The sequence below is a fragment of the Candidatus Poriferisodalis sp. genome (assembly GCF_965215815.1).
Lineage (GTDB): Bacteria > Actinomycetota > Acidimicrobiia > Acidimicrobiales > Poriferisodalaceae > Poriferisodalis.
Map to the genome: position 1 here is coordinate 1,494,603 of NZ_CBDCEO010000013.1, position 12,878 is coordinate 1,507,480.

10 protein-coding genes and 1 tRNA gene are annotated in these 12,878 nt (G+C 67.1%); 10 read left to right on the forward strand and 1 reads right to left on the reverse strand.

The window, feature by feature from the left end:
* Positions 1-93: 93 nt before the first annotated feature.
* From ACOOHB_RS16815 to ACOOHB_RS16845, 7 genes are all read left to right on the forward strand, one after another.
* Positions 94-1,467: an ammonium transporter gene (locus ACOOHB_RS16815; protein ID WP_420445956.1), complete on the forward strand. Its 1,374-nt coding sequence runs from the start codon at positions 94-96 to the stop codon at positions 1,465-1,467.
* Between the two features lie 101 nt (positions 1,468-1,568).
* A complete protein-coding gene (locus tag ACOOHB_RS16820; RefSeq protein WP_420445957.1) occupies positions 1,569-2,477 on the forward strand; it encodes a DUF368 domain-containing protein in 909 nt (302 codons plus the stop codon).
* 66 nt (positions 2,478-2,543) lie between these two features.
* A complete protein-coding gene (topA, locus tag ACOOHB_RS16825) occupies positions 2,544-5,357 on the forward strand; it encodes a type I DNA topoisomerase (RefSeq protein ID WP_420445958.1) in 2,814 nt (937 codons plus the stop codon).
* A gap of 85 nt (positions 5,358-5,442) precedes the next feature.
* Positions 5,443-6,897: an MFS transporter gene (locus tag ACOOHB_RS16830; protein WP_420445959.1), complete on the forward strand. Its 1,455-nt coding sequence runs from the start codon at positions 5,443-5,445 to the stop codon at positions 6,895-6,897.
* Complete coding sequence (gene tmk / locus ACOOHB_RS16835; protein WP_420445960.1) at positions 6,894-7,616, forward strand: dTMP kinase; 723 nt, start codon at positions 6,894-6,896, stop codon at positions 7,614-7,616. Before ACOOHB_RS16830 ends, tmk begins: the two co-directional genes overlap by 4 nt.
* Positions 7,617-7,626: 10 nt before the next feature.
* Positions 7,627-8,910, forward strand: coding sequence for a hypothetical protein (locus ACOOHB_RS16840; RefSeq protein ID WP_420445961.1), 1,284 nt, complete (start codon positions 7,627-7,629; stop codon positions 8,908-8,910).
* Positions 8,904-10,595: a SulP family inorganic anion transporter gene (locus ACOOHB_RS16845; RefSeq protein WP_420445962.1), complete on the forward strand. Its 1,692-nt coding sequence runs from the start codon at positions 8,904-8,906 to the stop codon at positions 10,593-10,595. Before ACOOHB_RS16840 ends, ACOOHB_RS16845 begins: the two co-directional genes overlap by 7 nt.
* Here the strand turns inward: ACOOHB_RS16845 and ACOOHB_RS16850 are convergent.
* Positions 10,577-10,648: transfer RNA gene (locus ACOOHB_RS16850), tRNA-Thr, on the reverse strand. The two genes, ACOOHB_RS16845 and ACOOHB_RS16850, sit on opposite strands and share 19 nt — an antisense overlap.
* A 78-nt stretch (positions 10,649-10,726) precedes the next feature.
* On the opposite strand from ACOOHB_RS16850, the gene ACOOHB_RS16855 reads away from it, so the two are divergent.
* The 3 genes from ACOOHB_RS16855 to tilS are packed head-to-tail and all read left to right on the forward strand — an operon-like array spanning position 10,727 to position 12,871.
* A complete protein-coding gene (locus tag ACOOHB_RS16855) occupies positions 10,727-10,861 on the forward strand; it encodes a hypothetical protein (RefSeq protein WP_420445963.1) in 135 nt (44 codons plus the stop codon).
* An 8-nt stretch (positions 10,862-10,869) separates the two neighbouring features.
* Positions 10,870-11,955, forward strand: coding sequence for a zinc-dependent metalloprotease (locus tag ACOOHB_RS16860; protein ID WP_420445964.1), 1,086 nt, complete (start codon positions 10,870-10,872; stop codon positions 11,953-11,955).
* Complete coding sequence (gene tilS / locus ACOOHB_RS16865) at positions 11,939-12,871, forward strand: tRNA lysidine(34) synthetase TilS (RefSeq protein WP_420445965.1); 933 nt, start codon at positions 11,939-11,941, stop codon at positions 12,869-12,871. The genes ACOOHB_RS16860 and tilS overlap by 17 nt, the downstream gene beginning before the upstream one ends.
* Positions 12,872-12,878 lie beyond the last annotated feature (7 nt).

Here is a 12,878-nt window from a genome sequence, read left to right on the forward strand (position 1 = left end):
GCGGTCACAACGGGGTGACTCCCGCGCAACACGCCCTTCCTAGGTTCGCCGAAGTCAGCCATTTGTCGAGAGCCGAGTCCTAGGAGATTGGCCATGAAACGCAAGATCCTTGTGTCTGCCGCGGGTGCCATCGGCGGCCTGCTCCTGTTTGCAGGGCCAGTTGGCGCACAGGACGACTCGCTGTCCGTCGAGATGGTGCAGGCCGTCATGGACAACCTGTGGGTGTTCATCGCCGGCGTGCTGGTGTTCTTGATGCAGGCCGGATTCGCCATGCTCGAATCGGGACTGACGCGCTCGAAGAACGTCGCCAACATCATGGCCAAGAACCTTGCCGATGCATCCATCGGCATTCTGGCGTTCTTCCTGGTGGGCTACGGGCTGGCCTACGGCGGCGACGGCAACAACCTGTTCGGCTGGGGCGCGTTCGCGCTGTCGGGAATCGACCTGTTCGACATTTCCGAGGGCCTGTCCGGCTCGACCGACTTCTTCTTCCAAGCGGTCTTCGCGGCCACGGCGGTCACGATCGCTTCGGGCGCCATGGCCGAGCGCACGAAGTTCAGCACCTACCTCATCTTCAGCCTGGTGATGACAGCGATCATTTACCCCGTTGTCGTCCACTGGACCTGGGGCGGTGGTCTCATCTCCAAGATCTCCATCGGGGATGCCGTCTACAGCGATTTTGCCGGATCGACCATCGTGCACAGCGTTGGCGGCTGGGTAGCGCTCGTCGGCGCTTGGATGCTGGGTCCGCGTCTCGGCAAGTACAGCGCGGACGGCACGTCACGGAACATTCCGGGACACAACGTGACGCTCGCCATCTTGGGCGTCTTCATCCTGTGGTTCGGCTGGTTCGGGTTCAACCCGGGCTCGGAGCTTGCAGCCGACGCCACCGTGATGTTCGTGGCGCTGAACACCGTGCTGGCGGCTTGCGCTGGAACGATCGGCGCGACGGCACTGAACTGGTTCCGCACGGGCCGTCCCGATGTCCCGATGGCCGGCAATGGTGTGCTGGCGGGTCTCGTGGGCATCACCGCAGGCTGCGGCACGATGACTCCTTGGGGCGCCATCATCACCGGCTTCATTGCGGGCGTCATCGTGGTGCTGGTTGTCGGATTCGTGGACCGCAAGCTGAAGATCGACGATCCCGTCGGCGCCTTCGCCGTCCATGGCGCTGCCGGGATCTGGGGAACCCTGGCCATCGGCCTGTTCGCCCGGTACGACGATGCCTTCCTGGGCCGGGAGAACGCCGGTCTGTTCTACGGCGGCGGCATCGAGCAGCTGATCGTGCAGTTCCTGATGGTGGTCATCGTGGCCATCTGGGTCATCGTGACCTCGATGATCCTGTTCGGGGTCCTGCGGGCCACCATCGGACTGCGAGTGACGGCAGAGGAGGAAATGGTGGGTCTCGACGTTTCCGAACACGGAGGCCCCGGAATGGCACTGGACGACGTGGTATCGAGCGGCTGACACTCGGCCATGGGCTGAGTCGCCCAGCAACCACCTGCTCTGCTGTCAGCGGAAGTCCCCGGGTTGAGGCCCGGGGACTCTCCGCGTCTAGCTTCAACTCGATGTTTCCCCGAGTGTTCGCCGATGTGCTCACGAATCTGGCGCGTGGGCTGGCGATGGGTGCCGCGGATGTCGTGCCGGGCGTGTCGGGCGGCACGGTGGCGCTTCTGCTGGGGATCTACGACCGGCTGGTGCGTCAGATCGCACACCTGAGCACGGCTGCCGGATGGCTGTTTCGCGGACGGCTGCGAGCAGCCCTAGCCATGGCTTGGCGAGCCGAATGGGCCTTTCTCGCCGCCTTGGCGGCGGGCATCGCCATAGCGGTCCTGGCGCTCGTGGAGCTGGTGCGGCTCGGAATCGACAAACAGCCGGTAGGCCTCTCGGCGGCGTTCTTCGGACTCGTTGCCATGACCGTCGTGACCACCAGACGTGAGGTGAGCCGCTGGCGAGCGGGGCTCGTCGTGTTGTTCGTGGCTGTCGCCGTCGGGGTGTTCGTGCTGCTGGGCGTCCGGACGGGCAGCGTCACCGATCCCGCTGCGGTGACGATCATCGCAGCCGGCGCTCTGGCGATCTGCGCAATGATCCTGCCCGGCATCTCCGGCGCCTTCGTGCTGCTGCTGTTGGGGCTCTACGACCCGATTACCGAGGCGGTGGCCGAGCGAGAACTCGGGACCGTCGCGCTGTTCGCACTCGGTGCCGCCCTGGGGCTCGGGCTGTTCTCCCGCCTTCTCCAATACGTGCTGGAGCGGTGGCGAGATGCCGTGATAGTGGTCCTCATGGGCATGATGGCCGGGTCCCTGCGGGTGCTGTGGCCATGGCCGGTCGGTGATGCCGACGCTGAGGGCTTCGGTAATGCCGCGCTCGGCGCCCCGCCCGCGTCAGACCTGCTGAGAGCGATCGTTGTCGCTACGGTGGCTGGCGCCGTTGCCGCGGGCCTGCACCGTTTCGGAGCACGCCAGAGGCCTGCGTGACGGCACTTCGCCGCTGATAGTCGAGACTGTTCCGCTACCGTCCGGCTCCGCCCACCTCGGATGCACATGGCCACTTCTCTTGTCATTGTCGAGTCGCCTGCGAAGGCGCGCACGATCTCGCGCTTCTTGGGCGACGACTACGTGGTCGAGTCCTCGGTCGGCCACATTCGTGACTTGCCACGCAATGCCTCCGAGGTGCCCGCCGCCTACAAGTCCGAGCAGTGGGCAACGCTCGGAGTCAATCCTGACGACGGCTTCAAGCCGCTCTACGTGGTGACGGCCCGCGATCAGGTGAGGCGTCTGAAATCCCTGCTGCGCTCAGCGGACCAGCTGTATCTCGCCACCGATGAGGACCGCGAGGGCGAAGCCATCGCCTGGCACCTGCTCGAGGTGCTCAACCCGCAGATTCCGGTGCACCGCATGGTCTTCCACGAGATCACCGCCGCGGCCATCCGGGCAGCTATCGACAATCCCCGAGACCTCGATCGCCGGCTCGTCGACGCGCAGGAGGCCCGGCGCATCTTCGACCGCCTCTACGGCTACGAGGTCTCGCCGGTGCTGTGGCGCAAGGTCGCGCCGCGGCTGTCCGCAGGACGGGTGCAGAGCGTGGCCAACCGCCTCATCGTCGAGCGCGAGCGAGAGCGGATGGCGTTCAGAGCCGCCGAGTACTGGAGCATCACCGCCACGCTCGATGCTGAGCCTGCGGCCGCCGGTGGGCCAGGGCGATCCAGCACAGAGCAGTTCGATGCGTCGCTCATCTCGCTGAACGGCAGCCGCATTGCGACTGGCCGCGACTTCGACCAGCAAGGTGCGCTGCGATCGACCGAGGTTGCCGTGCTCGACGGCGGTGCTGCGGCGTCGTTGACCGAAGCCATGGGCGGGGCGCGATTCGCCGTGAGTTCCCGGGAGTCCAAGCCGTACCGGCGCCGGCCTCCCGCGCCATTCATCACCTCGACCTTGCAGCAGGCCGCCGCCGGCCGGCTGGGCTTCTCGGCCTCGCGCACCATGGCCGCTGCCCAGCGACTGTATGAGAACGGTCGCATCACCTACATGCGCACCGACAGCACCACGCTGTCGGCTCAAGCCCTCGACACAGCCCGCAGGACCGTCGTCGGCCGCTACGGAGCCGAGAACCTTCCGCCGAAGCCGCGCATCTACACCCGTAAGGTCAAGAACGCCCAGGAAGCCCACGAGGCGATCCGCCCAGCCGGCGAGAACTGGCCCGCGCCCGGCGGCGTGACCGATCTTGGCGGCGACGCCGGACGCCTCTACGACCTGGTCTGGCAGCGCACGATCGCGAGCCAGATGATCGACGCCACCGGCGAGACCGTCACGATCCGGCTGGCCGGCACGGCGAACTGTGAGTTGGCGCCGGCACTGTCAGCCGGTTCATCGGCAACCGGCCAGCACGACCTTGAGCTGTCCGCCGCTGGCACCGTGGTGCGCAGCCCCGGTTTCCGGCTCCTGTACGCGCCGCCGCCATCAGGTCCCGACGAGGAGCCTGAGCGCATCCTGCCCGACCTCGACGCTGGCGACTCAGCCACCGCAGTGTCCCTCGAACCGGCCGAACACAGCACAAACCCGCCGGCCCGGTTCACCGAAGCCTCACTGGTGCGCCGACTTGAGGAACTCGGCGTCGGCCGCCCGAGCACCTACGCCAGCATCATCGAGACGATCCAGGCGCGTGGCTACGTGTGGAAGAAGGGGTCGTCGCTGGTGCCGGCGTTCACTGCCTTCGCGACGGTTGGACTGATGGAGCGGCACTTCGACCATCTGGTCGACTACGCGCTCACTGCCCGCATGGAGGAAAACCTCGACGAGATCGCGAGCGGCGAGCGCGACGCCGAGCCGTGGCTCACCGAGTTCTATTTCGGCGATCAGGATGCGAAGACGCCCGGAGGTGTCCGCGGTCTGCGCTACCTGGTGTCCGATGACCGGCTCGCAGACATCGATCCGGCGGAGATCAACAGCATCCCCATCGGCGTCGATGCCGACGGCGAATCGGTGGTCGCCCGAGTGGGACGTTTCGGTCCGTACCTGCGGCGCGGCGAAGCGACACGGCCGCTGCCCGACGACCTTGCCCCCGACGAGCTCACCATCGAGCGAGCGCTCGAGCTGCTGTCTGAGCCCACCGAACGGGTGTTGGGCACCGACCCCGATACCGGACTCGACATCCTCGTGCGGCCCGGCCGCTTCGGCCCCTATGTCTCTGTGGGACGGCCCGACGAGACCGACGAGCGCCCTCGAACGGCATCGTTGCTGGGACCCCAGTCGCCTGAGACGCTGACGCTTGAAGATGCGCTGCAGTTGCTGTCACTGCCGCGCACGGTGGGAGTTGACCCCTCTGATGGGGAAGAGATCGTGGTGCGCAACGGCCGCTTCGGGCCGTACCTGACCAAGGGCTCGGATTCCGGAAAGACCGCGGAAAACCGGAGTCTTGAGTCCGAGGAGCAGCTGTTCACGCTGACCTTGGAAGAAGCGTTGGCGCTGCTGGCTCAGCCCCGCCGCCGGCGCGGCCAGCAAGCCGCAAATACAGGCCGCGAGATCGGTCAGGACCCCGATAGCGGCAAAGCGATCACCCTGCGCGACGGCCGATTCGGACCATATGTGACCGATGGCGAGTACAACGCGTCGCTGAGGCAGGGCGACGATGCTGAGACGCTGACCGTCGAGCGTGCGACCGAGCTTCTGACGATGCGGCGGGCGAAGGGGCCAGCCAAGAAGAGCGCAGCCCGGCGCAAGCAGCCGGCCAAGAAGAAATCTTCGGCCAAGAAGCGGGCGGCAAAGAAGGTTGGTGCCAAGAAGAAATCCGCCGCCAAGAAATCTGCTGCCCGCAAGAAGTCACCGCCACGCAAGCAATCTCGCCCATCAAGCGATTGATGACGCTCGCCCGGCCCGGCGTCGGAGCCGCCCCCAGCTCAGGGCCAAAGGGCTGCGCGCCCTTGCTCCTAGTCTGCTGAGTGTCATGAATTCGGATCGCTCGATCCCGTCGTTCGACGGCTCGGATACGTCCGGCCCTGCCGCATCGGGATCGGGGCTGTTCGCTGCGCCGGGCTTCCTGCGCTTGTGGATCGCGCAGGTGGCCAGCTCGTTTGGCGACTGGATCGGGCTGCTGGCGACCATTGAGGTGGCGCGGCGAATCGGCGGTGACCAGCCCGGATCTGCGATCGCGCTTGTAGTCACGGCGCGGGTGCTTCCCGGCTTCTTCCTGGCATCGGCGGGCGGAATCATCGTTGACCGCTTCAACCGCAAGCGGCTGCTGGTGATATGCGACATCGTGCGCGCCAGCGTCTTGCTCACGATCCCGTTCATCGACCGAGTGTGGGGTCTGGTGCTGGCATCGCTGGTCTTGGAGCTGGCAACTTCGCTGTGGAGTCCGGCCAAGGAAGCCATCGTTCCCAACATCGTGCCCACCGAGCACCTCACCGCCGCCAACTCGCTGGGGCTCGTTGCCGCGTATGGCACGTTCCCCCTCGGTGCCGCCGCCTTTGCGGGCATGGCCAAGCTCGGCGCGGTGTTCGGCTGGACCGACATCGGCCAGGTGGAGATGTCGCTGGTTATCGACTCCGCCACATTCCTGGTGGCCGCGGCGCTCATCGCGACGCTGCCGCTGTCCCCGCACATCACCGCTGCGCATCGCAAGCGCGACAGCGGGCGTCGCATCAACTGGAGTCAGGGCTTCCGCGAGCTGCGCGAAGGCTGGGATTTCATCTTCCTGAGCCCACAGGTGCGCGCCGTGTTGGTCGGCTTGGGCACTGGCATGATCGGCGGGGGAATGCTGGTGCCGCTGGGCGCGGTCTACAACGACGAGGTGCTGGGCGCAGGCAGTGCCGGCTTCAGTTCGATTCTCGCGGCGATGGGCGTCGGCGTCGGTGGCGGGGTTGCTCTTGTCACCCTGATGCAGAGTGCAGCGAATCGCTTCGGACATGACTCCCGATTTGCCGGCGCCGGACGTGCCCGCCTCTTTGTGCTCTCGGTCTTCGTAGCCGGAGGGTCGCTGCTGTTCGCCGCCTCGGTGTCCGTCTCGCTGCTCGTGCTGGCAGGAGTTCTGATGCTGGGGCTGGCTGCCGGTTCGGTGTACGTGACGGGCCTGACGCTGCTGCACGAGAACGTGGAGGAGGTGCTGCGAGGCCGGGTGTTCGCGGCGATGTACACGCTGGTGCGGTTCTGCTTGCTCATCTCCATGGCGGCGGGAGGGTTCCTGTCCGACGGCTTCAATTGGCTCTTCGACGTCGCCTTCGACAACGAGATCAGGTTCGGCGACTCGGCGCTGGCGCTGCCCGGTGTGCGCGGGGCGCTGTGGCTGGGAGCGTTGCTGATCCTGATGGCGGGCGTGCTCGCCGGTCTGTCGCTGCGCAGCCGCCGGGGCGAGGGACGTCGGGCGCCACAGGGGGCGGGCGGCGCTGGGGAAGGGTCATGACTGCCCGCGGTCGATATGTCGCGCTGGAGGGTTTCGACGGCAGCGGCAAGTCGACGCAGGCCGAGCGACTGGCCACCGAACGCGACGCGGTGCTCACCCGAGAGCCCGGCGCAACACCGCTCGGCGCATCGCTGCGGGGATTGCTGCTCGATGATTCCGATGACGGCGCGCCTGCGCCGCGCACCGAAGCACTGCTCTTTGCTGCCGATCGGGCGCAGCACATCGCCACAGTGGTGGCTCCCGCACTCGAAGCGGGCCGCGACGTCGTCACTGATCGCTCGTACGGTTCGACGCTGGCCTACCAGGGCTACGGCCGGGGTCTGCCGCTGGACGAGCTGCGTGGGCTGATCGATTACGCCTCCCGGCGGCCGGCGGGCGCATCAATTGAGTTGCCCGAGGTCATCCTTCCCGATGTCGTCGTGCTGCTCGACGTGCCGCTCGTCGATTCCGATCGTCGGGTTCACCACCTTGATCGCATTGGCGGTGAGCAGATGTCGCTGCTGGAGGCTGGCCCGCACGTGGACCAGCCCGAAGCCGGAGAGCCGGACCGGCTGGAGGGTGAAGCGCTGGAGTTTGCGCTGCGTGTGTGGCGCAGCTACCGGGAGCTCTGCGAGGCAGAACCCGAGCGGTGGGTACGCGTGGACGCCACTGGCAGCGTCGATGATGTTGCTGCGCGGGTCATCGATGCCGTCGCTGAGCATCCCGCGATGCAGGACTAGGCCGGTCATCGTGGCCTCAGCGTCCGGCGGCGACGATCAGCCGGGCACAACGGAGCCCGCCGCGCTGTCGCTCTTCGACTTCGACGACCCGCCGTCGGCGCCGCCGGAACCGTCTCGCCCTCTCGACGAAGCGGCGCAGCAATCTGACCTGGGGGAGCTTGCGACCGAATCCGCCCGAACTCCGGCCGAGAGCCCGCCTCCAACCCCTGTCGCCGCGTCACGGCTCGACGCACCGCCGACTGACGAGGCACCGGTCGGCAACCTGCTTGACGGCATCGTCGGGCAATCCGCAGCAGTCTCCCGTCTGCAGTCGGCGCTCGAGTCGCCGCTGCCCGCGTACCTGTTCGTGGGTCCCGCTGGTGCGGGACTGCGGAGTGCGGCGTGCCGGTTCGCAGGCGAACTGCTCGCGGCGCGCAGTACAACACCCGAGCGGGAGCGACGCCTCGCACTCGCCGAGCAGCATCCCGACTTGCTCGTCTTCGACCGCGTCGGCGCTGCGATGACTGCCGAGCAGGCCCGCGGCGCCGTGCGTGCAGCAGCGGTTGTCCCGGCAGCCGGGGAGCTCAAAGTCATCGTGCTTCCTGAAGTGGACCGAGCGGTACTGATCGCGCCGATCCTGCTCAAGTCGGTCGAGGAGCCGCCGCCGTCGTGCGTGTTCGTGCTGCTCGCCGAGGAAATCAACCGGCCGATGGAGACCCTGGCATCCCGCTGCGTCCGCATTGACTTCGAGGCGCTGGGTGAAGCCGACTTGCGGGCACTGCTCGTTGCCGAGGGCATCGATGACAGCCGTGCAGATTTCGCAGCGGTCGCCGCCGGAGGCTCGATCGATCGAGCTCGCCTGCTTGCCTCCGACGGGGACGCTGCTTCCAGGATCGACACTTGGCGGGGACTGCGCGACTCGCTCGATGGCACGGCATCTGCCGCTATGGCTGCTGTCGATGCAGCGCTGGAGGCGACCGAGCAGGCAGCGGCACCACTTGAAGCCCGCCACGAGGCCGAACGTGCGGACGCCGATGAGCGGGCCGAGCTGTACGGGACGAACGTTGGCCGCAGCTCGCTCGACGAGCGCCACCGCCGCGAGCTGCGGCGAGTGCGCACTGACGAACTCACGATGGGATTCGCAGTGCTGTCCGCACAGATTCGCGATGAGGCCCGCAACGCCACGTTGGCAGCGGGGACCGCTGCAGAGCAGCTGGCTGCCGTCGGCGATGCTGCAGAGGCCTTGCGTTTCAACGCCAACCAGCGACTCACGCTGAGCTGCCTGTTCATCCGGCTGGGGCGGACGAGTTGGTAAGACTTCGCCGCCGAACCGACACGCCTGACCGCGATGTCGTCCGCGTTGTTACTGCGGAAATATTCGGAGGCCTGACCTCCGCGATGGTGATGCTGCCATTGGCGCTGGCCTACGGCGTGGCGGCGGGTCTCGGTGCGCTTGCAGGTCTCTACGGGGCGATAGCGCTGGGTTTCCTGGCCGCCGTTGTCGGCGGAACGCGCACCATGATCTCGGGCCCGACGGCACTGATGGCGGTCACGACAACAGCGGTGATCGCCAACCACGCCGACACTCTCGCCGAGGTCTTCACGATCACGATGCTGGCCGGTGTGTTCCAGGTGCTGCTCGGTCTGGCACGGTTGGGGCGCTTCATCGCGTATGCCCCGTACTCGGTGATCTCGGGTTTCATGACCGGCATCGGCGTGATCATCATCGTGATGCAGACGCGGCCGCTGGTTGGATTGCCGGTCGAGGGCGGGGGCGTCCTTGCGACCTTGGGCACATGGCGTGCTGCGTGGGGCGGCGTCGAGTGGACGGCGCTGGTGCTTGCTGGGGTCGCGCTTGGCGTCATGTTCGTGTGGCCGAAGAGGTTCCGGCGCTATGTGCCGCCGATGTTCGCAGCGGTCGCTGTGGGCACGCTTGTCGGCGCATTCTGGCTGGTGGATGCGCCGACTATCGGGAGCGTGCCAACGGGACTACCCGAGTTGCATGCACCTGAATTTGCACTCGCCAGCCTGTTTCGAGCCATACAGCCCGCAGCGACCATTGCCCTTGTCGGCTCGATTGACACGCTGCTGACGGCCCGCATAGCCGAGTCGATGACACGTCAGCCGCACGATTCGCATCGCGACCTGCTCGGCCAGGGTCTCGGGCACATCGCCACCGGTGTCCTCGGAGGGCTCGCCGGCGGTGCTTCTGTATGCACCATTGCCAATATCCGCGCCGGCGCGCGGACCCGATGGTCCGGAGCGCTGTGCGCGCTGGTGCTGCTTGCCTTGGTCTTCGGCGCTGGCACGCACGTGCGGTGGGTGCCTCACGCGGTGCTCGCGGCTGTGCTCATGCGTGTCGGATTCGACTTCATCGACTGGCGATTCGTCCGGCGACTGCACCGCGTACAGCGTGAGCATCTGGTCATCATGCTGATCACGCTCGTGCTCACGGTGTTCTTCGACCTCGTAACGGCCGTCAGTTTGGGGTTCATTACCGCAGCGCTGGCCGGTCTGCGGCAATTCGAGCGTCTCGAAATGGATCGGGTGATCTCCACGCCGCTCCTGGACCGCACGTTCATGGGGAGCGCCTACGGGGCATTCGACGCGCGCGTTGTTCTGGTGGCACTACGAGGCAGCTTCACGGTGGCTTCGTCGCACAAGCTCATTCACACCATCGGCGCGGACATCGCGGACCACGCTTTGGTGATCCTGGACTTCACCGACACCGTGTATATCGACGACAGCGCCGCGCTCGTGGTCGACTACCTGATCGAGACTGCACACGAGCAGGGCACTGCAACAGCCATCGTCGGGCTCACAGGTGCGCCCCTCAGAACTCTTGACGGTCTCGGAATGCTCTCCACAGTGCCCGAGACCCATGTCGTCGGCACGTTCGAAGATGCACGTCAGCTCGCCCGTTCGCTGATTGCCGCCCCGTCAGCAGCGCCCGATGCCGTCGAGCCCGCGGTCGGCGAACGAGCCCGAGGTGGGGATTGAACCCACGACCTGCTCTTTACGAGAGAGCCGCTCTGCCACTGAGCTACTCGGGCAACAGGCGGTCACGGTAGCAGCGGGTGACGGCACCCCACGAGGGGGTTCCGGCGCAACCGACCACTAATATCTGCGCCATGAACGCACTTGCTGCGCAGGTCTGGCACTACTGGTTGGCGGTCCCGCTCACCATCGTGACGGTGCTGACCGTGGCGAAGCTCATCGTCGGCTACGTGAAGACGGTGACTGCTCCGCGGTACCCCAAGCGCTGAGCAGGCAGGTGACAGCGCCCGCCGACGAGCACGTCGACTGGGATTTGGCGCGCCGCATCGCGGTGCGGGTCGCGGGCACCGAGCCGCTGTACCAGTCGTATCTGGCTGAGCCGCTGCGTGCGGATTTCGCCCGCTTCGTGCCGGTTGCGGCCGAGTTGGTCGCCATTGAGACGGGTTTGGAGACGCCGGGAGAGGCTCACGCTGAGGTCATCGATCGGGAGGGCTGGATTGACGCCAACATCGCAGCATTCCGGCGGCTGCTGCAGCCGCTGCTCGGTGCCCCGGCCACCCCCGATGAGCCGGTGGAGACATCACGTGTGACGCGCACGCTGGGCGCCGTTGAGCTGGGCTCGGTGCTCGGGTGGATGGCCCGCCGGGTGCTGGGACAGTACGACCTGCTGTGGGCTTCCGACGATGAAAGCAACGGCACCGCCGCCCAGACAGAGGGCGACACGGTCTACTTCGTCGGTCCGAACATCCTGCTCACCGAGAAGCGTTACGCATTCCCCCCAGCGCAGTTCCGACTCTGGCTGGCGCTTCACGAGCTGACGCACCGTTCGCAGTTCACCGGTGTGCCCTGGCTGCGCCCCCACTTCTTGCAGCTCGTGAATGGTCTTGTCGACGAAGCTCAGCCCGATCCCGAACGACTGCGCGAAGGCCTTCGCGCGCTGGTCGCACAGCGCCGCGGCGGTCAGGACTTGCTGGGCGAAGGAGGATTGGCCGCTGTATTCGCCACTGAGCAACAGCGCAACCTGATCGCCCAGGTCGGCGGCATGATGAGCCTCGTCGAGGGGCACGGCGACGTGACCATGGCCAGAGCCGCCCGCGGGCACATTCCCGATGCGGAGCGATTCGCCGTAGTGATGGCGCACCGGCGCCGAAACGCTCGCGGCATGGCCCGGCTGATCCAACGCCTGCTGGGCATCGAGGCCAAGCTTGCCCAGTACCAGGCGGGCGAGGAATTCATCGCCGCGATCGAGGGCGAACGCGGACCGAAGGCCGTCAACCGGATCTGGGAGCGCGTTGAGCATCTGCCGTCGATGACGGAGATTCGCAACCCGACAGCGTGGTTGGAGCGTGTCCCGGCCGCCTGAAGCCTGCGACGGCGAACCGTTGGCGCCCGCTGCGGGGGCCGAAGAACTGGATCAGCTGATCGATCGCTGCACATTCGGCGAATTCGAGCGCCGCGAGCTTGTCTGTGGGGTATCGGGTGGTGCCGACTCGGCCGCCCTGCTGGTACTGGCATGCCGGTTCGCGCTGCGAGGCGGCATTGGCGTTTCCGCTGTCACTGCTGTTCACATCGATCACGGCATCCGGACCGATGGGGCTGCGGAGGCGGAGCGCGTCGGGGCGCTCTGCGACCGGCTCGGTGCCTCACTGAGAGTCGTGCGGCTCGGGCTCGTTGCGGGGGCGAACCTGCAGGCGCGCGCTCGCGAGGCCCGCAACGCCGCTCTCGGACCCGACGCGCTGCTGGGCCACACCGCCGACGACCAGGCGGAGACGGTGCTGCTGCAGTTGCTGCGCGGCGGAGCGCTCGATGCGCTCGCTGCCATGCGAGCCGACCGCCGGCCCCTGCTGGCACTGCGACGTGCGGACACCGACCGGGTCTGCGAGATCGCCGGCTACGAGCCGATACGGGATCCCTCCAATGCCGACCCGCGCTATTGGCGAAGCCGCGTCCGCCACGAGATGATCCCGCTCCTCTGCGACATCGCCGACCGCGATGTCGTGCCGTTGCTGGCGCGTGCAGCCGGGCTGGCGGCCACTGAGGCCGACCTGCTCGATGTGCTGGCTGCCGACATCGATCCCACCAGCGCCGCCGAACTGCGGACCGCACCGTTGGCTCTGGCCCGGCGAGCCGTGCGGGCCTGGCTGCGCACCGATCATCCGCCTGATGCCGCCACCGTCGAGCGGGTGCTGGAGGTGGCCCGGCACACCCACCGGGCTACCGAGGTCGGAGGCGGCCGCCGGGTGACCCGATCAGCCGACCAGCTCCGGCTGGAAGGGTGACCGTTCC